This window comes from Serratia sp. CY55921, from assembly GCF_052167655.1.
Lineage (GTDB): Bacteria > Pseudomonadota > Gammaproteobacteria > Enterobacterales > Enterobacteriaceae > Serratia > Serratia ureilytica.
Map to the genome: position 1 here is coordinate 300694 of NZ_JBJNMU010000001.1, position 23762 is coordinate 324455.

Here is a 23762-nt window from a genome sequence, read left to right on the forward strand (position 1 = left end):
ACAAAATAGTTGACGTGAAAATGGCGGCAAGGCCTTTTCGGTCAATATTTTATCAATTTAGCAGCCGGTGGCGAATAATCAAACAGGATTGTAACATTTGCAAACCCATTCTGTTAAGACTATGTTTCATGTTGTGGATGTTATTTTGAGCGCCCGCAGCGGCGCGACCTGGCGAGAAATCCAATCATGTGTTGAATCGAACGGCGGACGGGCGCCAACGCGCCTTAAGAGCATAATGGCGGGTGACGTATGCAAACCAATAGCGCAGCAGTTGAACATTTTGCACAGCATCATGAAGAGAGGCGAAGTAGCGCGTTCCAAAATGAGGTCGCTCATTATTTGGAACGCCATCCCGCCACGCAGTATATCGATATCCTTCTCACCGATCTCAATGGTTCCTTCCGCGGCAAACGCATACCCGTCTCAGGGTTGAAAAAACTGGAAAAAGGCAGCTACTTCCCCGCGTCGGTGTTCGCTATGGACATCCTCGGCAACGTGGTGGAGGAGGCCGGCCTTGGGCAGGAACTCGGCGAACCGGATCGCGTATGCCTGCCGGTGCCCGGTTCGCTGACGCCGTCGGCGGCCGATCCGCAGCACATCGGCCAGGTGCTGCTCACCATGCTGGATGAAGATGGCACTCCCTTTGACGTTGAACCCCGCAATGTGCTGAACCGCGTGTGGCAGGCGCTGCGACAGCGCGGCTTGTTCCCGGTGGCAGCGGTAGAGCTGGAGTTTTATCTCATCGATCGGCAGCGCGACGCGGAAGGCGATTTGCAACCGCCGTGTGCGCCCGGCACGCAGGAGCGCAACACCCAAAGCCAGGTGTACTCCGTCGATAACCTGAACCATTTCGCCGAGGTGCTGAACGATATCGACGCGCTGGCGAAGCTGCAGGGGCTGCCGGCGGACGGCGCGGTGGCGGAGGCCTCGCCGGGGCAGTTCGAGGTCAACCTGCGCCATACCGACGATATCTTGCAGGCCTGCGACCACGCGCTGGCGCTGAAGCGGCTGGTGCGGCTGGTGGCCGAGAACCACGGCATGCACGCCACCTTTATGGCCAAGCCCTATGAGGATTACGCCGGCAGCGGCATGCACGTGCACGTCAGCATGCAGGATGGCGCGGGCAACAACCTGTTCGCCGACGGCGAAGGCGAGGATTCGCCGCTCTTGAAACAGGCGCTGGCCGGGATGATCACCCTGATGCCGACGTCGATGGCGCTGTTGGCGCCGAACGTCAATGCCTATCGGCGTTTCCAGCCGGGGATGTATGTGCCGATCCAGGCCGCCTGGGGCCACAATAACCGCACCGTGGCGCTGCGCATTCCCTGCGGCGAACCGGAGAACCATCGGGTGGAGTATCGCGTGGCCGGCGCCGACGCCAATCCGTATCTGGTGATGGCGGCGATCCTGGCCGGCATGCTGTACGGGCTGGACAACCTACTGCCGCTGCCTGAGCCGGTGACCGGCAACGGGCTGGAGCAAGAGGGGCTGCCGCTGCCGATCCGCCAGAGCGACGCGCTGTACGAGTTTGAACATCAGCACGCGCTGACGCACTATCTCGGCGAGCGTTTCACCCGCGTTTATCACGCCTGCAAGACCGACGAACTGCTGCAGTTTGAACGGCGAGTGACGGAAACCGAGATCGACTGGATGTTGAAAAATGCCTGAATAGGCGTATAAAGTAAGAGGTATGTGCGGGCGACTGGCCTGCCGGCAGCGGATTAATTCGCCTGCCGGGCTGGTTTTCCGTGCGATCGACAAAAAGAATTTGTATTTGAGGGTTTCCGGATCTTGTCATTCGGAGGCATTCTGGTGCAAAATATCTCAAATGCAGATAGCCGACGTTTTGAAAGCGTCGGTTATTTTTTTTGCATTATGTTTTACCAACGTAGCGTTTCATACACCAAGCGAGGCCGGACACCGATCCGGATAGATAAATAGTTTCGTGCACGATCAAACAAAACTTTATGGTCGTGACTCATGAGGATTAGAAAGATGGGGCAATTTTTCACTTTAGCGCCGGTGCCCGCCGGTTTCCGCTGTGGCCGCAGCGACTATGGAGCAGCCGAGGTTACCTCGACCCGTTATCCAGCTTACAACCCCCTTCTTTTAGAATTAAGTCGCTCGTTGCGAAGTTTCCCCGCAACCTTAAGTCTTGGCGTGTCCGCCATCCGCAAGGCTCAAGGTAAGGGGGGGCTGAACAATGTCCGATAACACCATCAACGCCGCTCCGGCTCAGCGCACTCAGCTGCGTAAAACCCTGACTTTAGTTCCGGTAGTGATGATGGGCTTGGCTTACCTGCAGCCAATGACCATTTTCGATACCTTCGGCATCGTATCCGGCCTGACCGATGGTCACGTCGCGACCGCGTACGCCTTCGCTCTGCTGGCGATCCTGTTTACCGCCTTGAGCTACGGCAAGCTGGTGAAGAAGTTCCCTTCCGCCGGTTCCGCCTACACCTACGCCCAGAAAGCCATCAGCCCGCACGTCGGCTTTATGGTGGGCTGGTCATCGCTGCTGGACTACCTGTTCATGCCGATGATTAACATTTTGCTGGCCAAGATTTACCTGGAAGCGATCTTCCCGGGCGTACCGTCCTGGATCTTCGTGGCGGTGCTGGTCGGCTTGATGACGATTTTCAACCTGCGCGGCATCAAGCTGGTGGCTAACCTGAACTCCATCATCGTGGTGGTGCAGGTGGCGATCATGATCGTGTTCCTCGGCCTGGTGATCAACGGCATTTACCACGGCGAAGGCGCTGGTACGCTGGTCAGCAGCCGCCCGTTCTGGTCCGATAACGCTCACGTGGTGCCGATGATTACCGGCGCGACCATCCTGTGCTTCTCGTTCCTGGGCTTCGACGGCATCAGCTCGCTGTCCGAAGAGACCAAAGACGCGGAAAAAGTGATCCCGAAAGCCATCTTCCTGACGGCGCTGATCGGCGGCATCATCTTTATCGTGGTGTCTTACTTCGTGCAGCTGTACTTCCCGGACATTTCGCGCTTCAAGGATCCGGACGCGTCGCAGCCTGAAATCATGCTGTACGTGGCGGGCAAGTTCTTCCAGTCGGTGATCCTGGTGTTCTCCTGCGTGACGGTATTGGCGTCGGGCATGGCGGCGCACGCGGGCGTTTCGCGTCTGATGTACGTGATGGGCCGCGACGGCGTGTTCCCGACTCGCTTCTTCGGCTATGTGCATCCGAAGTGGCGTACCCCGGCGCTGAACGTGCTGCTGGTAGGCGCCATCGCGCTGTCCGCAGTGTCGTTTGACCTGGTGACCGCGACCGCGCTGATCAACTTCGGTGCGCTGGTGGCCTTCACCTTCGTTAACCTGTCGGTGATCTCGCAGTTCTATATTCGCGACAAGATGAACCGCACCGTGAAGGACACGTTCAACTACCTGATCCTGCCGGTGATGGGCGCACTGACCGTCGGCGCGCTGTGGATCAACCTGGAAGCCAGCTCGATGACGCTGGGCCTGGTTTGGGCGGCCATCGGCCTGATCTACCTGGCCTTCGTCACCCGCAGCTTCCGTCTGCCGGTGCCGCAAGCGAGTGAAGACGCCGCCTAAACGCGAGCCGTCTCCTCAGCCACAAAAAAGGCCGCTTTCGCGGCCTTTTCCTTTTCTGCTGCAGCGGATTTTATCCCACCAACTCTTTGCCGTAATCGAACAGCGCTTTCAGCAGGGCGGTTTTCTCTTTGTCGCCTTCGTGCAGGTTATACAGCGATTCGAGCTGCAGCAGATAGCTCTGCACGCGCTCCGCGCTCAAGGCTTCCTGACGATGTTGCAGCCAGCGGCGCTGCTCGGCGTCGTCCAGCGTATTCGGGTAGTTGCGCGCGCGGAAGCGGAACAGCAGCTCTTTCATGCGGCCGTCGCTGAAGGCCAGATCCAGCGCCGGCAGGTTCTGCGGCTTGGTCTGCTGGATAATCCTCATCGCCGCCTTGTCGGCGTCGCTGAAGAAACCGTCGTACAAGCGGGCGTCGACGTCCTCGGAACCTTTGAACGGTTCGGCTTCGGCGAACAGCGCGACCACTTTCTCGCGCACTTCCGGATGTTGTTTCAGCAGCTGCAGATTTTGCAGGCACGCCTGACGATCGATGCCCAGCCGCTCGGCGTTCTCCGGCAGCAGGGTTTTGGCCGGCGCCAGCACCGGGCATTTGTTGATGTGCACCAGCTTGATCGGCACCGGCGCCTGATCCGGCGCCAGATCGTCGCGGCGGGTGTACAGCCGCTCACGCAGCTGCTCGGCGCTCAACGTCAACAGCGGCGTCATGTCGCCGGCCAGATCGCACATGATCACCGCATTCTTGTTGTCCGGGTGCCAGGCCAGCGGCGACACCCAGCTGGTATTGCCGCGCGCCGCGCCGAACATGCCGGAGACGTGCACCAGCGGTGTCATGTCGGCGACGTCGATCAGGGCGTTCAGCTTGTGTTTATTGCGGTGCTGCAACAGGAAATCGAACAGCCGCGGCTGCGCCTGCTTGACCAGCTTGGCCATGGCGATGGTGGCGTAAACGTCCGACATCGCGTCGTGAGCCTGCGTGTGCTCGACGCCGTTGGCGCGCGTCAGGTGTTCCAGGCGGAAGCTGGGGAAACCGTCTTCGTTTTCCGGCCAAACGATGCCGTCCGGGCGCAGAGCGTAGCAGGCGCGCATCACATCCAGCAGATCCCAGCGCGAGTTGCCGTTTTGCCAGCTGTAGGCGTAGGGATCGTAGAAGTTGCGATAGAAGATATTGCGGCTCACTTCGTCATCGAAGCGGATGTTGTTGTAACCGAGAATGCAGGTGCCGGCCACGCTGAAGACCTGATGGATTTGGCGGGTGAATTCGGCTTCGTTAACGCCTTTGGCGCGCGCCACCTGCGGCGTGATGCCGGTGATCATCACCGCCTCCGGTTCCGGCAGGTAATCGTCGGCCGGGGCGCAGTAGATGACCAGCGGCTCTTCGATAATGTTGAAATCCATATCGGTGCGCACGCCGGCGAACTGCGCCGGGCGGTCCAGCGACGGGCTCTTGCCGAAGGTCTCGTAATCGTGAATGTAAAATGTGGCCGTTGCCTTGCTGCTCAAAATCGCGTCTCTTCAGTGGCGGATACAATATGCCTCTATTGTAACGGCGTGGGGAGCGATGCCAAGCGGCGGTTAGCGAAATGCGCGCAATTACGCACGGCGATAATAATTCAGCCGTTGATGAAAGTAGGGGAGCAGGTGGTCGGGGACCTGTTGTTCTGTTTCCGCCTGAGTGGAGGCGATGCCGTAGCGTTCGTTGTAGATCACGCTGATGGCCAGCAAATCGGTTTCTATTTTCTCGCGTTGCGCCTGCGGTAAGCTATCCAGCTTTCGAGCCATCGTTATCTCCCTGTTAACCTTAGGGCATAATAGGATCGTTAGCGGATATTGTCCCTACCCATTCCGGGGGGCAGTCGACGCCTGAGCGCCGGGTTGCGCGCAAGGCGCCTGGCCGTGGCGGGCGGCGAACTCGCTCTCTGCGTGATGTGCCTGGAAGCGATCCACGCGTTGATACAGCGAACAGGCGCCGCCGATCACCGCCACCCAAAACAGGGTGCATAGCAGCAAAACCCCCAACCAGATTTTTTGGTTATAGGTCATAAGTCCTCCACGGACGCTAAGAGAAATAACATTGACCGTTAAATTAAATCAGGGGTTACATCAATGGTATTTAAACAGCAGGGATTAATCGTAATCTTGTCCCGACTCTTTTGTTACTAAACCCATGATGGATGTTTCAAAAGATTCCTTAAGATAATATTAAGAAAAGTGTTTAAGGGCGCCGTAATTCTATTTAATAATTGTTTAATTATCCGCAGATACAATCTTCCACATTCAATACCAATGTGGGTGACAATTATGAAAACGCTGCTGTTGACCGGCGCTACCGGCTTTCTCGGTGGTGCGGTTCTTGAGAAGTTATTGATTGAAAATCAGTCTATTAATTATCTTTTACTGGTGCGCGCCGACGATGCGCAGCAAGGGCTGGCCCGTATTCGCGCGAATATGGAAAAATTTAATATCGACGCGAATCTGCTGTCTAAAATTACGATAGAAAATATATTGTTGGGCGACCTTTCCGAGCCGGCTGACTTTTTAACTGACGCACGCATTAACAAAGTCACGCACGTTATTAACTGCGCGGCCGTTGCTTCTTTCGGTAATAACCCGCTCATTTGGAAGGTAAACGTAGAAGGCACACTGGCCTTTGCCGAAAGAATGGCGCAGGTGCCGGGATTAAAACGCTTCCTGCACGTCGGTACCGCCATGTCCTGTTCGCCGGAGCCGGGTTCGCTGGTATCGGAGAGCGGCGAGTTTGAGGAAGACGCCGAGCACCTGGTGGAATATACGCGTTCCAAATCCACCATCGAACAGCTGATGCGCCAGCGCTGCCCGCACATGCCGCTGACCATCGCCCGTCCGTCGATCGTCGTTGGCCACACTCGTTTGGGCTGCCAGCCTTCCAGCAGCATTTTCTGGGTGTTCGGCATGGCGCTGATGCTGCGCAAGTTCATGTGTTCGCTGCAGGACAATATCGATGTGATCCCGGCGGACTACTGTGCGGATGCGTTGGTGATGTTGATGAACAGCGAAACGCTCGAGAACGACGTTTATCATATCTCCGCCGGTGAGGAGAGCAGCGTCAGCTTTGCCGAAATCGACCGCGCCATGGCGGCGGCGCTGGAAAAGGCGCCGGTGGGCGATGAGTATGCGCAGGTGACGTATGACGCGCTGGTGAAAATGCGCCGTCAGCTGAAAGACATTTTCGGCCCGTGCAACGAGCGGCTGATGCTCAAAGCGATGCGCCTGTACGGATCGTTCGCCATGCTCAACGTGCGTTTCAGCAACGAGAAAATCCTCAAGCTGGGCATGCCGAAACCGCCGCGCTTCACCGACTACATCGCCGGCTGCGTGCAGTCGACCCGCGGGCTGTCCATTCAGCAGCAGATGGTGGTGGACTTCAAATAACCGCCGGGCGCCCTGGGCGCCCGACGCTGTGGTCCGTTACCAGGACGAAGATGACCAGAAGACGCGGCCGAGCACCACCAGTTGCTCTTTGCGCTGCTGATAGCTGAGATGCTCGTCCTGGTACTCTTCCCGGTTGAGGGAGCGGATGATGACGCCGCCGTCCGGCTGCTCGATAAGCACCTTCACCCGCAGCAAATTGCCGTGGCGGATGGCGTAGGTCTTGCCCTCGCGGATGCGCGTGTCGTCGGTGTTGATGCCGACCACGTCGCCGTCCTGCAGGCGCGGTTCCATGCTGGAGCCGGAGATGCGGATAATGCGCGCGGCGTTGACCGCCACCCCCATCTTGTGCAGATAGTAACGGCGAAAGATCAGCGAAAACTCCTCGCGATCGACGATTTCGTAGCAGCCGTCGCCGGCGGAAAAATCGATATCCAGCAGCGGGATCTCCACAAACTCTTCCTTGTCTTGTTCGGTATCTTCCCATACCACCGGTTTCAAGCGGGCGGGTTGGAAGTCCGACTCCGCCGCCACGTTGTCAAACGGGCGCACCAGCTGCTTTTCATGAAACACGTCGAACCAGCCCTTGGGCAAATTCAGCTTGGCCTCGATCCGCCTGGCCAGATTGTCGCCAAGATTGCGGGAGGATTTCTCCCCGATGATTTGGCTCAGCGTCGGCGCGGAAGACTCAACCAGCGTGGCGAATTCATTCTGGTTGACGCCTTGCCGGGCGTAGCGGGCCATCAATTCGCGCAGATTGTTGCGCCTGATTTCTTTAGTTTCCATCGTGCAATGATCGCACTCTTTAGCAAAAAGGTAAATAACGATTTTGCTAAAAAAGACTTGCGCATGATTTAGCAATTAGCTAAAACAAAAAGGGTGAGCCAAGGGTTCACCCGTGCGGGGCGGTCTGTCATGATGAGGGGCCGCTCAGTGAAATCAAACGAGAGAGGGACTTTACGATGTACAAGATTGATTACAATAGCTACCGATCGGTCGCCAGCTTCGGCCACCGCGTGCGCTTTCTGGTGCTGCACTACACGGCGCAAAACTTCGCCGACTCGGTGAAGTCGTTGACCGGAAAATCGGTCAGTGCGCACTATCTGGTGCCGGATCCGACCGAGGCGACCTATCAGGCGGCCGGCTTCAGCGGCGTGCGCATCTTCAACCTGGTGGACGAGAATGAGCGCGCCTGGCATGCCGGCAGCAGCCAATGGGGCACCCGCAGCAATATCAACGACACCTCGATCGGCATCGAGATCGTCAACCTGGCGAGCGGCGACGGTGGAAACATCACCTTCCCGCCGTTCAATCCGCAGCAGATCGAGGCCGTCACCCAGCTGGCGCAAAATATCCTGCAGCGTTATCCGGACATCTCGCCGGTGAACGTGGTGGCGCACTCGGACATCGCGCCGGGCCGCAAGAGCGATCCGGGCCCGCAGTTCCCGTGGCAGCAGCTGTATCAGGCCGGCGTCGGCGCCTGGTATGACGAAGCGACCAAGCAGCAGCGCCAGCAGGAATACTGCAGCCAGGGCCTGCCGGCGCAGGCCGATCTGCTGAAACTGTTCGCCCAATACGGCTACGACACCTCGGCGGCGAACACCGCAGAAGGCTATCGCCAGCTGGTGCGCGCGTTCCAGCTGCACTTCCGTCAGCAGAAGTATGACGGCGTGATGGATGTTGAAACCGCCGCCGTTCTGCGCGCGTTGGTCGACAAGTACGTCGCCTGAGCCTGAAGGTGAATGGGGGACGCCTCATTCGCCTTTTCCTCGCCGGGCTTCCTCCGCTAAAATAGCGGCCTGGCTGGTCTTTATCGGAGGCACTGTGCGCCTCGATCGAAAAATCTCTTCCCTCGAACTGCTGACCTATCGCCACTACCGCATCGTACACGGCGTGCGCATCGGGTTGGCGTTTATCCTGACCTTTCTGCTGATCCGCCTGCTGGCGGTGCCCGAAGGCACCTGGCCGCTGATCACCCTGGTGGTGGTGATGGGGCCGATCTCGTTTTGGGGCAACGTGCTGCAGCGGGCGCTGCAACGCATTGCCGGCACGGTGTTCGGCGCCGCCTCCGGCCTGATCGCCCTGTATCTGGAGCTCTATTCGCTGCCGCTGATGCTGGTTTGGTGCGGCGTGGTGATGTTCGTCTGCGGTTACCTGACGCTCGGCAAACGGCCGTATATGGCGCTGCTGGTGGGGATCACGCTGGCGGTAGTGTGCGGCGCGGGCGCCGGCGACATGCACACCGCGCTGTGGCGCAGCGGCGACGTGATCTTCGGCTCGCTGTTGGCGCTGCTGTTCACCAGCATCTACCCGCAGCGCGCCTACATTCTGTGGCGCATGCAAATGGCGGACTGCCTGCAAACCGCCGCCCGCCTCTACGGCGCGTATTTTTCGCCGAACGTTATCGAGCGGCCGCGGCTGGAGCCGCAGCTCAAGGATCTGTTGAATCAGGTGGTGAAGCTGCGCAGCCTGATCGTGCCCGCCAGCAAGGAAACTCGCATCCCCAAAGCGGTGTTCGAAGCGGTGCAAACCCTCAGCCGCAATCTGGTGTGCACGCTGGAGCTGATGGCCGATGCTTACTGGGCCTCGCGCGAAACGCACTTCATCATGTTGAACGCCCGCACGCTGCGCAGCACCCAGCTGCTGACGCTGAGCTCGCTGGAGTCGCTGGCGGTGCTGATGCGCGAAGGGCCGCAGGCGCAGCGCCAGGCGGCGGCGGGGCAGCTGGCGGAAATCGCCGGCGAGCTGAAAACGCTGATGCAGGAAGTCAGCGTCGGCCAACACGGCGAAGCGCCGATTTACGGCTACGTTTGGCTCAGCATGGAGCTGGCGCAGCAGCTGGAAGAGCTGGGGGATTTGCTCCAGGTTTGCACCGCCGCCGGGCGCGAATAAGGGGTCAGATCATGAAGGCGGCGCTTTGGGTTTTGGCCGCCGGGGCAAAGTGGGTAAGATAAGCCAATCACTGTTGTGCCGGACCGCCACAAACCTGTATCTTGGTGCCATGTGGCCGTAAGCAAATGAATCTGTGTATTACTAAAGCAAGGGTATAAAGATGGATAATGCAAATAAGCCGAGTTTCCAGGACGTGCTGGAGTTTGTGCGTATGTTCCGCCGCAAAAACAAACTGCAACGCGAGATCGTCGACAACGAAAAGAAAATTCGTGATAACCAGAAGCGCGTGCTGCTGCTCGACAACCTGAGTGAGTACATCAAGCCCGGCATGAGCATTGAAGACATTCAGGGCATCATCGCCAACATGCGCAGCGACTACGAAGATCGCGTTGATGACTACATCATCAAAAATGCCGATCTGTCCAAAGAGCGCCGCGAGCTGTCCAAAAAGCTGAAAGCGATGGGCGAAGTGAAGTAACCCGCGTTATCGGGCCGGGCGCGATGCCTGGCCCGCATTCCTGCCAATCATTTTCTTCCCGCCGTTTCGATCATCTCCCGATCCTCATCGATCCTGTAAATGGGATCGCGATCCGCATTTGTAGCATTTTTAGCCGCAATGTTAACGAACTGTGATTTTGCTCAAACAATTCTTTTTGCAGCTTTGGTTATATGTCGATCAATGTTCACGTTGTCATTTTGAGTTTTCGGGATGTGTGATGATTAATTCATTGAAATTTAACATGTTGTGTCGTTGCTCATTTTTTGTTGAATAAAAATGACAACGTCAACATTAATAAAATTCAAGCGTTTAACGAATGTATTGGAGGAAGAGATGAGCCAGTTGCCGGAAAAAATGCGCGCGGTCGTTTGCCATGGCCCGCAAGATTATCGTTTCGAACAGGTGCCTACGCCGCTGCCGAAGGCTCGCGAGCTGGTGATCAAGGTGGAAGGCTGCGGCATTTGCGCCGGCGACTGCAAATGCAAGAACGGCGCGCAGATGTTTTGGGGGGAGAACCCGTGGGTTAAACCGCCGGTGGTGCCGGGCCACGAGTTCTACGGCCGCATCGCCGCGCTGGGCGAGGGCGCGGAAGGCAAATACCGGCTCGGCGAGCGGGTGATCGCCGAGCAGATCGTGCCGTGCTGGGAGTGCCGCTACTGCAAATCCGGCAGCTACTGGATGTGTGAGACGCATAACATTTACGGCTTCCAGAAAGACGTGGCGGAGGGCGGCATGGCGGAGTACATGCGCTTTTCCGAGAACGCCATCGTGCACAAGATCCCGGAAAGCCTGAGCCATGAAGACGCGGTACTGATCGAACCGATGGCCTGCGCCATCCACACCGTGGCGCGCGGCGACATCCAGCTGGACGACGTGGTGGTGCTGGCCGGCGCCGGGCCGCTCGGGCTGTGCATGGTGCAGGTGGCGCGCCTGAAGACGCCAAAGAAACTGATCGTGATCGACGCCATCGACGAGCGGCTGGCGCTGGCGAAGGAATTCGGCGCCGACGTGGTGATCAACCCGCTGAAGGAAGATGCCGACCAGATCGTCAAATCGCTGACCGGCGGCTATGGCTGCGACGTCTACATTGAGGCCACCGGCGCGCCGATCGGCGTCACCCAGGGGCTGCAGATGATCCGCAAGCTGGGCCGCTTCGTGGAGTTCAGCGTGTTCGGCAAGGAAACCACCGTCGACTGGTCCATCATCGGCGATCGCAAAGAGCTGGACATTCGTGGCGCGCACCTGGCGCCCTACAGCTACGAAATCGCCATCGATCTGTTCGAACGCGGGCTGGTGACTTCCAACGGCGTGGTCACCCACAGCTATTCATTGAACGACTGGGACGAAGCCTTCGTCCTGGCAGACTCGACCGACTCCATCAAGGTGATCCTGGTTCCCTGACCCTCCCGCCGTACCGCTGTTGCAGTCACGACCGCCGGCCCGTTCCGCAACGGAAGGACCGGCCGGTCGGCCAAACGTAAAGACATGCTGTTGCTCTGATAACCACAACAAGAAGCTTCCCTACAGGAGAATTGGCTATGTTTTCATTATTCAAAAAGACCCTGCCTTTTATCGTCGCCGGTGGAATGTTGGCGGCCAGCCAGGTGGCGCTGGCCAAGCAAATCACGATCGGTATGTCGTTCCAGGAAATGAACAACGACTACTTCGTCACCATGAAGCAGGCGCTGGATCAGGCGGCGGCGGATATCGGCGCCAAGGTGTACGTGGCCGATGCGCGCCATGACGTTGCCAAACAGATCGGCGATGTGGAGGACATGCTGCAGAAGAAGGTGGATATCCTGCTGATCAACCCGACCGATTCGGTGGGGGTGCAGTCGGCGGTGATCTCCGCCCATAAGGCCGGCGCGGTGGTGGTGGCGATCGACGCGCAGGCGGAAGGGCCGCTGGACTCGTTCGTCGGATCGGAAAACTACGACGCCGGCTTCCAGGCGGGCGAGTACCTGGCGAAAGCGCTGGGCGGCAAAGGCAAGGTGGCGATCCTCGACGGCATCCCGGTGGTGCCGATCCTGGAGCGCGTGCGCGGCTTTGAAGCGGCGATGAAAAAATACCCCGACATCAAGATCGTCACCAAGCAAAACGGCAAGCAGGAGCGCGACACCGCGCTGACGGTGACCGAAAACATGCTGCAGTCGGCGCCGGATCTGGCGGGCATCTTCAGCGTCAACGACGTCGGCGCGCTCGGCGCCCTGGCGGCGATCGAAAGCAACGGCGCCAAGGTCAAGCTGGTGAGCGTCGACGGCCAGCCGGAAGCCATCAAAGAGATCCTCAAGCCGAACTCGCCGTTCATCGCCACTTCGGCGCAGTTCCCGCGCGACCAGCTGCGCATCGCGCTCGGCATTGCGCTGGCCCGCTACTGGGGCGCCACGGTGCCGAAAACCGTGCCGGTCAAAGTGAAGCTGATCGACCGCAGCAATGCGGCCGGCTTTAGCTGGTAACAGCGGCCGGGTTCGCCCCGCTGCGGCGGGGTGTTCGGCGCGGAGGGCAATGCGGTGACACCTTTACTGGAACTGAAGCGAATAAAAAAGAGCTTTCCCGGCGTGAAGGCGCTGGACGGCATCGATCTGGCCATTCAACGCGGCGAGGTGCACGCCCTGCTGGGCGAAAACGGCGCCGGCAAATCGACGCTGGTGAAAATCATGTGCGGCATCTATCAGCCGGACGAGGGCGATATTTTTATCGACGGCGAGCAGCGCCGCTTTAACAACTATCGCCAGGCGATCGAGGCCGGCGTCGGCATTATTTTTCAGGAATTCTCGTTGATTCCGTACATGAGCGCCATCGACAACATCTTCCTCAACCGGGAGATCAGGAACCGCTGGGGTCTGCTGGATCGGCGGGCGATGCGGCGCAAGGCCGAGGCGATCTTCAAGCGGCTGACGGTGGCTATCGATCTCGATTGCCCGGTGGAGCAGCTGAGCGTGGCGCAGCAGCAGTTCGTTGAGATCGCCAAGGCGCTGTCGCTGGAGGCGCGGGTGCTGGTGCTGGATGAACCGACCGCCACGCTGACGCCGGGCGAGGCCGAGCACCTGTTCAGCGTGATGAACGATCTGCGGCTGCTGGGCGTCGGCATGGTGTTTATCTCGCACCACCTGGACGAGATCTTCACCATCTGCGATCGCATTACCGTGCTGCGCGACGGCGCCTACATCGAAACGCTGGCTACCGGCGACACCAACGTGGAAGAGCTGGTGCGGCTGATGGTCGGGCGCAAAATCGAGAACGCCTTCCCGGTGAAACAGCACCCGGTCGATACCGCGACGGTGCTGCTGGAGGCGGAGATCCAGCGCGAGAAGCACGGCGCGACCGACCGCTTCCACCTGCACAAGGGCGAGATCCTCGGCTTCGCCGGGCTGGTGGGCTCGGGGCGTACCGAGACCGTTTCGGCGCTGATCGGCGCCAGCCGCTGCCACCGCAAACGCGTCCGCCTCGGCGGCCAACCGGCGGCGCTGCGCTCCCCGGCGCAGGCGCTGGCGCAGGGCATCGGCCTGCTGCCGGAGAGCCGCAAAACCGAGGGCCTGGTGCTGCCGTTTTCGGTGGCGCAGAACATCACCCTCAACCGGCACCACCGGCGCGGCAAGATCTTCGTCAGCGCCCGCAAGGATCGCGACGTGGTGCAGCGGCTGATCCGCGCCGTGGGCGTGAAAACCCCGGACGCCGAGACCGCCGTCAGCACCCTGAGCGGCGGCAACCAGCAGAAGGTGGTGATCGCCCGCTGGCTCAACAACGACTGCAACATCCTGATCTTCGACGAGCCGACGCGCGGCATCGACGTGGGCGCCAAGGCCGAGATCTACCAGCTGATGCAGCAACTGACCCAGCAGGGCATCTCCATCATCATGATTTCCTCCGAACTGCCGGAGATCATCGGCGTGTGCGACCGCGTGCTGGTGTTTCGCGGCGGCCACATCGTCGCCGAGCTGATCGGCGACGACATCGAATCCAACCACATCATGCTTCACGCGACCGGGAGTGCCTTATGATCGGAATTGAACAACCCGCCGTGGCGCGCCGCGCCGCCGGCCCCAGCCTCGGCAAGCGCTGGGAAAAACTGCTGCATCACCCGGCGGTCTTGCCGTTTATCGGCTTCGTTGTCCTGTTCGTGCTGATGAGCCTGCTGAACGACAGCTTCCTCAGTGTCAACAACCTGACCAACGTGGCGCGCCAGGTATCTATCAACGCCATCATCGCGGTGGGCATGACCTGCGCCATCCTGACCGGCGGCATCGATCTCTCGGTGGGGCCGGTAATGGCGCTGGCCGGTTCGGTCGCCGCCGGGCTGATGCTGGCGGCGGTGCCGATCCCGCTGGCGATGGTGGCGGCGCTGGCGCTCGGCGCGCTGTTCGGCCTGGCCAACGGCGCCTGCATCGCCTACCTGCGCATGCCGCCGATCATCGTCACCCTGGCGTCGATGGGCATCGCCCGCGGCCTGGCGCTGCTCTATACCGGCGGCTACCCGATCTCCGGCCTGCCCGACGTCTTCTCGTTCTTTGGCCGCGGCACGGTGCTGGGCATCCAGGTGCCGATCCTGATCATGATCGGCGTGTACCTGCTGGCCTGGCTGATGCTCAACCAGCTGCCGTTCGGCCGCTACGTCTACGCGATGGGCGGTAACGAAGAGGCGGCGCGCCTGAGCGGCATCCGCGTGCCGCGCTACAAGATGCTGGTGTACGTGATCAGCGGCCTGACCGCCGCGCTGGCCGGGCTGGTGCTGACCTCGCGCCTGATGAGCGGGCAGCCCAACGCCGGCGAAGGCTTCGAGCTGGACGCTATCGCCGCCGTAGTGCTGGGCGGGGCGGCGATTTCCGGCGGGCGCGGCGCCATCGTCGGCACGCTGGTGGGGGCGATGATGCTCGGGGTGCTCAACAACGGCCTCAATCTGATGAACGTATCGCCGTATATCCAGAACGTGGTGAAGGGCGGCATCATCCTGGCCGCCATCTACCTCAGCTCCGTGCGGCGCAAATAGGAGGCGCGATGTCAGTCTTTCTTGGCATAGACGTCGGTGGCACGGTGATCAAGGCCGGGCTGTACCGGGCAAGCGGCGAAGAGCTGGCGATCGCCGAGCGCGACGGCGCGGCGATTGCCGCCCAGCCGGGCTTCAGCGAACGCAATATGGACGCGTTGTGGGATGACGTTTGCGCGGCGATCCGCCAGACGCTGCACGCGGCGGGGCTGGCGGCCGGCCAGGTGCGCGGCGTCAGCTTTTCGGCGCACGGCAAAGGGCTGTACGCCATCGACCGCCACGGCAAACCGGTCGGCAACGGCATCCTCTCTTCGGACAACCGCGCGGCGGCCAGGGCGGCTGAGCTGCGCCGCGCCGGGGTGGACGCGCAGACTTACCCACGCAGCCTGCAGCCGCTGTGGCCCAGCCACCCGGCGCTGCTGCTGCGCTGGCTGAAGCAGCGGCAACCGGCGCAGTACGCCGCCGTCGATCGCATCCTGATGGCGCACGACTACTTGCGCTTTCGCCTCACCGGCGAGGCGGCGGCCGAAGTGACCAACATCTCCGGCAGCAACCTGTTTAACCAGCACAGCGGCGCTTACGATCCGGCGCTGATGGCGGCCTTCGGCATCGAAGAGGCGCAGGAGAAGACCGCGCCAACGATCGGCTCAGCGCAGCTGGCCGGGCGGGTGACGGCGGCGGCGGCGGCGCAGTGCGGCCTGCGAACGGGCACCGCGGTGTACGGCGGCCTGTTCGACGTGGTGGGTGCGGCGCTCAGCTCCGGCGTGGCCGACGATCGCACGCTCAGCGCGGTGGCGGGCACCTGGTCGATCGCCACCTGCGTGACCGAGCGCATTATTCCCGCCGATTACCCCTACGCCTGGGGGCGCTACTGCATCGACGGCTGCTATTTCGCGCACGAAGGCAGCCCGACCTCGGCCGGCAACCTGGCCTGGTTCCTGCGCCAGTTCTGCGCCGACGATCGGCAGCGCTACGCCCAGTTCAACGCCTGGGTGGCCGAGCGCCGCGAGCAGCCGAGCGGGCTGCTGTTCCTGCCTTATCTGTACGGCTCCAACCTCGGCGGCAACACGCCGGGCGGGCTGATCGGCCTGAGCGCCCACCACGAGATGGCGGACGTGGTGCAGGCGATCTACCAGGGCATCGTGTTCTCGCACCTGATCCATCAGGAACGCATGGTGCAGCTGAACCCGCGCATCGAGCGGGTGCGCATGACCGGCGGGCCGACGCAGTCCGAGGTCTGGATGCAGATGTACGCCGACGCCGGCAACCTGCCGCTCGAGGTGGTGGAAACGCGCCAAAGCGGCTGCCGCGCCGCCGCCCTGTGCGCCGCCGTCGGCGCCGGGGAGTACGCTGGGTTCGCCGAAGCGATCGCCGCCGCGCCGCCCAAACTGCGCTGTTATTATCCCGCGACCGCCGCCCACCGGCGCCTGCGCGCCCAGCAGGCGCGCTATCTGGCGGTCGCTCAGGCTTTGAGTGAGGTGACTGATGCAAACGACTAACGCCGCCTGTCTGGGGCTGTATGAAAAGGCGCTGCCCGCCGATCTGAGCTGGCCGCAGCGGCTGGCCACCGCCGCCGAGCTGGGCTTTGAATTTGTGGAGATGTCGATCGACGAACAGCCGGCGCGCCAGCAACGGCTGGACTGGGATCGCCGCCAGCGGCTGGCGTTTATCCAGGCGCGGCTCGACAGCGGGGTGACGGTGCCGAGCCTGTGCCTGTCGGCGCACCGGCGCGATCCGTTCGGCAGCACCGATGCCGCCACCCGCGAACGGGCGCGGGTGCTGATGAGCAAGGCGCTGGAGCTGGCGACGGATCTCGGCATCCGCAACATCCAGCTGGCGGGCTATGACGTCTATTACGAACCCGCCGATCGCCACAGCCGCGAACGCTTTATCGAGGGCATGCAGTGGGCGGCGGCGCAGGCCGCCAGGGCGCAGGTGATGCTGTCGGTGGAGGTGATGGACACGCCGTTTATCAACAGCATCAGCAAATGGCGCGACATCGCGCGCCACGTCAACAGCCCGTGGTTCACGGTGTATCCCGATCTCGGCAACCTCAGCGCCTGGGGCAACGACGTCGCCGCCGAGCTGGCGCTGGGCATAGGCAGCATCACCGCCGTGCACCTCAAAGACACCGTGGCGGTGGGGCCGGGCAGCGCCGGGCAGTTCCGCGACGTGCCGTTCGGCGAGGGCTGCGTGGATTTCGCCCACGCCTTTTCCGTGCTCAACGCGCTCGGCTATCGCGGCCCCTATCTGCTGGAGATGTGGGCGCGCGAAGACGGGCAGGATAAGCAACGCATCGCCCAGGCCAAGGCCTGGATCGCACAACAGATGATTGAGGGAGGCATCGCATGCTGAACGAACTCAAGCGGGAGGTGCTCGCTGCCAACCTCAGCCTGCCGGCATACGGGCTGGTGACCTTTACCTGGGGCAACGTCTCGGCGATCGACCGCCAGAGCGGGCTGGTGGTGATCAAACCTTCGGGCATCGCCTACGAGGCGATGACGCTGGAGGATTTGGTGGTGGTGGATCTGGAGGGCAAGGTGCGCGAAGGGCACCGCAAACCCTCATCCGACACCGCCACCCACCTGGCGCTGTACCGCGCCTTCGCCGATATCGGCGGCGTGGTGCACACTCACAGCCGCAACGCCACCATCTGGGCGCAGGCCGGGCAGCCGATCCCGGCGCTGGGCACCACCCACGCCGACTACTTTTACGGCGACATTCCCTGCACCCGGCCGATGAGCGAGGCGGAGATCGCCGGGGATTACGAGGGGGAAACCGGCAAGGTGATTATCGAGACCTTCAATCAGGCGGGGCGCGATCCGCAGCAGGTGCCGGGGGTGCTGGTTTATTCCCACGGCCCGTTCGCCTGGGGCAAGGACGCGGCGGATGCGGTGCACAACGCGGTGGTGCTGGAAGAGGTGGCGATCATGGCGATGGCGACGCGCCAGCTGGCGCCGGCCATCGCCCCGATGCAGCCGGAGCTATTGGATAAACATTTCCTGCGCAAGCACGGCAAACACGCCTACTACGGGCAATAGCGCCCGTCAGCGATTCAACAGCGAGCCGGTGAAGAATTCTCTGCGCACCGGCAGCTCGCCGCGTGGGCTGTTAATGGCGCTGAACAGCAGCTCCGCGGCGATCTCCCCCAGTTTCTGCGTATCGTGATACACCCCCGGAATGTGCAGGCCGTAAGCGCCGGCGCGCGGCGGCTCGTCTATCGAGAAGAACTTCACCTGCTGATAAAGCCCCATCTCGTGGCAGATGGCGATGGCGCCCAGCGTGATGATGCCGTTCAGGCCGATGATGTAATCCGGACGGTTCTCCGGCTGCGCCAGATAGGCGCGCACTTCGCTTTCCTGCGAGGTGAAATCGTAGTCGCCGTTGATGATATGAATCTCACGGCCGCTGCCCTGCAAGGCCGCGACGATGCCGGCGGTGCGCGTTAGCGTAATTTCCGAATCCGCCGGGCCGCCGATAATCAAAAGCTTCTGCTCCGGCTGCTCCGCCAGATAGCGCCCGGCCAGCACGCCGATCTCGCGGTTATCGAGGAACACGCCGCTCAGCTGCTGATCGTAGAGATCGCGGTCGATAAGGATCAGCGGCACGCCGTACACCTCGGCCAGCTCGAGATAGGCGGGGCGGTAGCGCTTGTCGTCGCGCACCGCCGACAGCAGGATACCGCGCGCCTTGTAGCCGAACAGCGCCTGAATGGCGCGCATTTCCGCCTCTTCGCTGCCGTCGGTGTCGAACAGCATGATCTGGTAACCCTGCTGGCGCGCAATGCGCGACACGGTCTTGATAAGGCCGGAATAGAACGGGTTGTACATGCTGCTGGTGACGATGCCGATAATCTGGCTGCTGCTGCTTTTCAGCCCCTGCGCGAACGCGTTGGGCACATAGTTCAGCTCTTTGGCGATGGCGTGAATGCGCTCGCGGGTTTCCGGCTTGACCAGCTCGGGCTTATTGAAGGCGCGGGAAACGGTGATATTGGTCACCCTGGCGCGGCGGGCGATATCCACGATAGTGGCATTGGGATTGGCTTTCGACACCGTCTTTCCTTGCGTTATGCCTCAACAGATCCCTTATTGTAGGGAAAGGGCGGGGGCGGTGCTAGGGGGGAGTTGGGGGGAGGCTGGATGGGGAAGGGAAAATAACGAAATGAAAACGGAGTTAATAGTTTCATTATTTATTAGTTGCCAATTAAATCATTTCGTGTGGCTGTATTTTTTTGAGGAAAGGTTGGTAAGGTGTGTTTCATTGTTGAAATTAGGTATCAATGGCAGTTTTGTGCCAACAGCGGACATTGTTTCGGTCTACTGTCAGCCTTGTGACTTTTCGTAACTGACTGTTTTTTGTTATTATTACCTAATTTAGTTCTATCAAAAATGGTGGGGCTGGCGGGAAATGAATCTGCGAGCACACAGAAAAGTGATCCAGAAAATTAACCATTAAAGGCAATTTATCCGTAACCGAGCCCCACTTAACATAAGTGCACGACTGGTTATTTCATTAATTTAGTAATATTGGGCCGATTGCGATATTTATTATCCCATGGCATACCATAGCCAATGAGTAGATCATCACTCTCCATTTCATAGGCAAAATACTGTTTTACAGGAATATTCACTCTTCCAGGTTTGACGAAGAGGACGGCAACAGACAGGGATGCTGGATTGAAATTATCTAAGATATATTTAATAAGGCGCTTCATTGTACCACCTGATTCTATTGCATCATCAATAAGAATGACATGACGATTTTCAATCTCAATATTTTGATGGTAAACAATAGTGGAGTTGTTATTTCGTTCCCCAGGTGTGTGAGGGCAGGATATGTAATCCATGCTTACATCAAACTTCAGCTTTCTTGTTAAGTCTGCTGTATAGAGAATACCGCCTGGAACAACAGTTATAACAACAGCATCGGTGTAGTCATTGTTCAACTGCTCAGCCACACGACTGACACCGACAGCAATACTTTCTTCATCAAGAATAACTTCACCAATATGATGATTCATCGTTCGAACTCCACGTATGTTGTAATAACGAACTAAGCATTCAACTTATCAATCAAAAAGACTTCTTTCCGATTAATTTTCAACCAGAGACAATAGCCTGTTTGCAAGTATTTCACCATCGTGTTTACCACGCACCCAGACATCTTCAAACTCATCCAGCACACAGGTGTAGCGGGTTGATTCATTGATTTCATCCGAGAGATAGGCAAATTCACCCACATATTTTTCAATTGAAAGAAATCTCTGATTTCCCAGAACCATCAACTCAGGCAAGGCAATGGATGCGTCTGCATCGTGCCATTGCTGGATAAAACGATTAGCAACATCCTGCAAACCCAGTCCATGACTCTCACGGCATTCTAAAATATTAGCGATCAGTGCTACGGGGCATCCTGCTTTTGCTATGGCTGCGATTACGCCCTTAACCTGAAGATGTGGCATGATACTGGTATAAAAACTGCCAGGACCGAAAGCGACAAGATCCGCGTTCTTTATGGCTTCCAGCACGGCAGTATTTACCTGAGCATTGCTTCCGTTGGACGTTTGCAATGTGACAGAATTGATGCCAATCTCCGCCTGTTGCCTGGAAAGATGGGTAATTCTGTCCTGAGGTGAAACATGCTGCCCATCATTAAGATTAGCGGAAAGCACAAGATCATTATTGAGTGAAGAAGGCCAGACTTCTCCTGTAATGCCGCAGAGTTTTCTGAAAACAAAAATCGCGGTATTCATATCCCGATTATGTGCCAAATAGGCGCCGGTTAAGATGAAATTCCCGATACTGCCATTACGGTAGTCAAATGCGACACCCACCGTGGTAGAAAAAATCTGGAGATAATTAACAATTGCGCCTCTCAATCCAGTATCGAGGCGCTCAAGCAAAGGATGTCTGTCCTCCGCATAAGCCTGAAATTCTCTCAATGCTTCCTGAGTTTCCCCCACGGATGATAAACGGGTATTGCAGATGCGAACGATATCACCCGAACAGTTTTCACCATAGGCCATGGTCATTAGTGCCTGGCGGATATCACCTACAGATAATACATCGATATTTTCTCTAATTGATCGTGAGCTTCCACCGCTATCCCACGCAGGAACAATACGAGTCAAAGAAACTGGATGGTGGCAAAGCGCAATATTCAGAGAACGGCATGCACTGCCACCAGAAAACAAAACAATACGCTTCACTTTAAATCTCCTGGTGCAATTTTAGTGTTTTACTTAATGCCAGACTTAGCATTAATACGAGAATCATGAGTGCCGCTACAAAGATAAAGGCAGCAGGCAAAGAACTTCGGTGGGCAATAAAACCAATCATGGCTGGTCCTGCAAGTACGCCGATATACCCCATCGTGGTCACAGCTGGAACTGCAACTGCCTGCGGCATGCTCTGCTGTTTGCCAATCTGGCTGAACATAACAGGTACAATGTTTGCGCAGCCTGCGCCTATAAAGAAATAGCCGGCAAGGAGTGCGGGAATTGAGCTAACCAGGATAATGAGGCAAAAACCGAAAAAGGCCAGAATTGCACCGTAAATGACGACAGGCAAAGCGCCAAGGCGACTAATGACCGCATCACCGCTAAGTCTTCCCACCGTCATAGCGACAGCAAAGCAAGTGAAACCGAGACCTGCCTGAGAATCCGCAACTTGCCTTACTTCCGACAGATAAACAGCACTCCAGTCAAGTACGGTTCCTTCAGCCAGAAAAACGATAAAGCAGATGACACCTAAGAGCAGGACATCTCCTTTAGGAAAGGAAAATGATGGGCCTTCTGCTGGGCTGGCATAGGTAAGAAGTTGTCTGTAACTGGCTATTAACAACAAGAAGATAATGAGACAGACTGACAATGATGCTGTGTGAATGTTCAGACCAACAGTGAGCAGGCCGGTCATTACGCCAGCTCCTGCAATACCTCCTACGCTATACATCCCATGGAAACCGGACATAAGTGGGATGCTTTCGTTTTTCTCTACCAGTATTGCCTGAATATTCATGGCGCAGTTGGCAAGGCCAATCCCAGTGCCGAACGTGAGTAGAAGAAGGCCAAGTGAAACGGGGTCATTGGCTAATGTTAAAAACGGCATGGATAACAGAATAATCAGTACTGCACAGCCGATAATTTTACGACAGCCGAAGCGAGCTGTGAGAGGCCCTGCAAGGGGCATAGAAATAATAGCCCCCCCTCCCAGGCACAGGAGTAAAACACCCAAAACTGCCTCGTTAGCTCCAGTATTAATTTTTGCAAAAGGGACCATCACAGCCCAGGCTGACGTTGCCAACCCTGCGATGAAGAATATGCATCGTGTTGCAACTTTTTCGTTCATTCTTGTGCTCGCTTTGCGTTCGTTACGAGAGCGGTCTTTCGCATTTTCGCACTGCACCAGTCTGACTCATGGATACACAAATGTTGCTCTGATAATGAGATAAAGTGGCACGGTCGCAACATGCTTTAACCAGCTGAAATTTATGTTGATTTATGAATTCCCTATGCGCCGGGGAGTAATGTAAATCAACGGAGTTGACACAGATAATATGAATGCACGATCATGCACCCTCTTGCTCGTTTAAATGAATTGAGGAGTTAATGTGCTCGATTATGCAGTTTTCCCGGATCAACGACAAGCCCTAATTCGTGAGCTCTTACAAGAAAAAGGACGAGTTGTTTGTGTCGAGCTTTCTGCTCAACTAGGTGTGTCAGAACACACAATTCGCCGTGATTTACATGAGCTTAGTAAGGATGGCGTTTGCAAAAAGGTATACGGTGGGGCTGTGGCCACACTGCCTGAAGTAGAGAATTATGCTGACCGTACAACTACAAAAACAGATAAAAAGAGCATGATCGCGCAAAAATGCGCGCAACTTATCAAAGCAAATAGCTGTATCTTTATCGATTCAGGCACGACGAATCTTGCTATGGCCATAGCTCTTCCGGAGTCAGTGGCTTTAACTGTGGTGACAAACTCGCCAGAAATAGCTGCCATCCTATTAAGAAAACCGTTATGCGAAGTCATCATGCTGGGCGGAGCGGTTCAACGCTCATCTGGAGGGTGTGTTGGCAGTCCTGCCCTTGAACAAATTAAAGCAATTATCTTCGATCAGGGTTTCATCGGAGGTTGTGCAATGTCGTTAGAATCAGGTCTGACTGGTTTCGATTATGCTGATTGTGAGTTCAAGAAAGCGGTTATCAGACAGTGCAGCGAAGTGATTGTGGGATTAACATCCGACAAGATCCCTGCGGCCGCTCGCTATGTCGTTGCGGATAGCAGCCAGATAGATGTGCTCGTCATTGAGGGGGGGGTGAGCAAAAAATATGCTGAAGTATTCCAGGAAGCTGATCTTCAGATTTATGAAATTTAGGGTAAGACTGTACTGCCAGTCCGCATAATCCCCA

22 protein-coding genes are annotated in these 23762 nt (G+C 58.1%); 14 read left to right on the plus strand and 8 right to left on the minus strand.

Annotation, left to right across the window (positions count from 1 at the left end; genetic code table 11):
- The first annotated feature begins 249 nt into the window (after window positions 1-249).
- The gene (locus tag ACJ8M3_RS01475; protein WP_089197244.1) at window positions 250-1668 is read left to right on the plus strand and encodes a glutamine synthetase family protein; all 1419 of its coding nucleotides are present in this window, start codon (window positions 250-252) and stop codon (window positions 1666-1668) included.
- Window positions 1669-2203: 535 nt separating this feature from the next.
- Window positions 2204-3571, plus strand: coding sequence for an APC family permease (locus ACJ8M3_RS01480; protein ID WP_025303526.1), 1368 nt, complete (start codon window positions 2204-2206; stop codon window positions 3569-3571).
- Window positions 3572-3641: 70 nt separating this feature from the next.
- Here the strand turns inward: ACJ8M3_RS01480 and sbcB are convergent, their stop codons facing one another.
- The 3 genes from sbcB to ACJ8M3_RS01495 form a co-directional block, all read right to left on the minus strand.
- The gene (gene sbcB / locus ACJ8M3_RS01485) at window positions 3642-5069 is read right to left on the minus strand and encodes an exodeoxyribonuclease I (protein WP_089197243.1); all 1428 of its coding nucleotides are present in this window, start codon (window positions 5067-5069) and stop codon (window positions 3642-3644) included.
- 90 nt (window positions 5070-5159) lie between these two features.
- Complete coding sequence (locus ACJ8M3_RS01490) at window positions 5160-5348, minus strand: DNA polymerase III subunit theta (protein WP_033643787.1); 189 nt, start codon at window positions 5346-5348, stop codon at window positions 5160-5162.
- 54 nt (window positions 5349-5402) lie between these two features.
- Window positions 5403-5609: a hypothetical protein gene (locus ACJ8M3_RS01495; protein ID WP_033643786.1), complete on the minus strand. Its 207-nt coding sequence runs from the start codon at window positions 5607-5609 to the stop codon at window positions 5403-5405.
- A 258-nt stretch (window positions 5610-5867) separates the two neighbouring features.
- On the opposite strand from ACJ8M3_RS01495, the gene ACJ8M3_RS01500 reads away from it, so the two are divergent.
- On the plus strand, window positions 5868-6977 hold the full coding sequence (locus ACJ8M3_RS01500) for an SDR family oxidoreductase (RefSeq protein WP_033644325.1): 1110 nt from the start codon (window positions 5868-5870) through the stop codon (window positions 6975-6977).
- Between the two features lie 36 nt (window positions 6978-7013).
- Here ACJ8M3_RS01500 and ACJ8M3_RS01505 read toward each other — a convergent pair whose 3' ends face one another.
- Window positions 7014-7760 carry a S24 family peptidase gene (locus ACJ8M3_RS01505; RefSeq protein WP_033643785.1) on the minus strand — a complete coding sequence of 249 codons (747 nt, stop codon included), beginning with the start codon at window positions 7758-7760 and terminating at the stop codon, window positions 7014-7016.
- A gap of 176 nt (window positions 7761-7936) precedes the next feature.
- Here ACJ8M3_RS01505 and ACJ8M3_RS01510 point away from each other — a divergent pair, with 176 nt between their 5' ends.
- The 10 genes from ACJ8M3_RS01510 (at window position 7937) to araD (ending at window position 18390) form a co-directional block, all read left to right on the plus strand.
- On the plus strand, window positions 7937-8704 hold the full coding sequence (locus tag ACJ8M3_RS01510) for an N-acetylmuramoyl-L-alanine amidase (protein WP_033651900.1): 768 nt from the start codon (window positions 7937-7939) through the stop codon (window positions 8702-8704).
- Between the two features lie 94 nt (window positions 8705-8798).
- On the plus strand, window positions 8799-9866 hold the full coding sequence (locus ACJ8M3_RS01515; protein ID WP_033643781.1) for an FUSC family protein: 1068 nt from the start codon (window positions 8799-8801) through the stop codon (window positions 9864-9866).
- A 160-nt stretch (window positions 9867-10026) separates the two neighbouring features.
- A complete protein-coding gene (gene tmaR, locus ACJ8M3_RS01520; RefSeq protein WP_004935612.1) occupies window positions 10027-10344 on the plus strand; it encodes a PTS system regulator TmaR in 318 nt (105 codons plus the stop codon).
- A 354-nt stretch (window positions 10345-10698) separates the two neighbouring features.
- Entirely contained in the window at window positions 10699-11766 is a 1068-nt protein-coding gene (locus tag ACJ8M3_RS01525) for a zinc-binding dehydrogenase (protein ID WP_089197242.1), read from the plus strand.
- A gap of 137 nt (window positions 11767-11903) precedes the next feature.
- Window positions 11904-12821, plus strand: coding sequence for an ABC transporter substrate-binding protein (locus ACJ8M3_RS01530; protein ID WP_016927010.1), 918 nt, complete (start codon window positions 11904-11906; stop codon window positions 12819-12821).
- A 54-nt stretch (window positions 12822-12875) separates the two neighbouring features.
- Window positions 12876-14366, plus strand: a complete 1491-nt coding sequence (locus ACJ8M3_RS01535) for a sugar ABC transporter ATP-binding protein (RefSeq protein WP_060660883.1) — start codon at window positions 12876-12878, stop codon at window positions 14364-14366.
- A complete protein-coding gene (locus ACJ8M3_RS01540) occupies window positions 14363-15352 on the plus strand; it encodes an ABC transporter permease (protein ID WP_033643777.1) in 990 nt (329 codons plus the stop codon). Before ACJ8M3_RS01535 ends, ACJ8M3_RS01540 begins: the two co-directional genes overlap by 4 nt.
- Before the next feature lie 8 nt (window positions 15353-15360).
- Window positions 15361-16848 (plus strand): FGGY-family carbohydrate kinase, encoded by a 1488-nt coding sequence (locus ACJ8M3_RS01545; protein WP_089197241.1) that lies wholly within the window; start codon window positions 15361-15363, stop codon window positions 16846-16848.
- Window positions 16835-17704 (plus strand): L-ribulose-5-phosphate 3-epimerase, encoded by an 870-nt coding sequence (locus ACJ8M3_RS01550; RefSeq protein ID WP_089197240.1) that lies wholly within the window; start codon window positions 16835-16837, stop codon window positions 17702-17704. Before ACJ8M3_RS01545 ends, ACJ8M3_RS01550 begins: the two co-directional genes overlap by 14 nt.
- Window positions 17698-18390, plus strand: coding sequence for an L-ribulose-5-phosphate 4-epimerase (gene araD / locus ACJ8M3_RS01555; RefSeq protein ID WP_089197239.1), 693 nt, complete (start codon window positions 17698-17700; stop codon window positions 18388-18390). The genes ACJ8M3_RS01550 and araD overlap by 7 nt, the downstream gene beginning before the upstream one ends.
- 6 nt (window positions 18391-18396) lie before the next feature.
- Here the strand turns inward: araD and ACJ8M3_RS01560 are convergent, their stop codons facing one another.
- The 4 genes from ACJ8M3_RS01560 to ACJ8M3_RS01575 form a co-directional block, all read right to left on the minus strand.
- Complete coding sequence (locus ACJ8M3_RS01560) at window positions 18397-19401, minus strand: LacI family DNA-binding transcriptional regulator (protein ID WP_004935582.1); 1005 nt, start codon at window positions 19399-19401, stop codon at window positions 18397-18399.
- Window positions 19402-19853: 452 nt separating this feature from the next.
- On the minus strand, window positions 19854-20369 hold the full coding sequence (locus tag ACJ8M3_RS01565; protein WP_003832724.1) for a phosphoribosyltransferase: 516 nt from the start codon (window positions 20367-20369) through the stop codon (window positions 19854-19856).
- Between the two features lie 72 nt (window positions 20370-20441).
- Window positions 20442-21557: a gluconeogenesis factor YvcK family protein gene (locus tag ACJ8M3_RS01570; protein ID WP_347882987.1), complete on the minus strand. Its 1116-nt coding sequence runs from the start codon at window positions 21555-21557 to the stop codon at window positions 20442-20444.
- A gap of 1 nt (window position 21558) precedes the next feature.
- Window positions 21559-22695, minus strand: coding sequence for an MFS transporter (locus tag ACJ8M3_RS01575; RefSeq protein WP_032934445.1), 1137 nt, complete (start codon window positions 22693-22695; stop codon window positions 21559-21561).
- Window positions 22696-22957: 262 nt separating this feature from the next.
- Here ACJ8M3_RS01575 and ACJ8M3_RS01580 point away from each other — a divergent pair, with 262 nt between their 5' ends.
- Window positions 22958-23728 (plus strand): DeoR/GlpR family DNA-binding transcription regulator, encoded by a 771-nt coding sequence (locus tag ACJ8M3_RS01580; RefSeq protein ID WP_089197237.1) that lies wholly within the window; start codon window positions 22958-22960, stop codon window positions 23726-23728.
- Window positions 23729-23762: the final 34 nt, after the last annotated feature.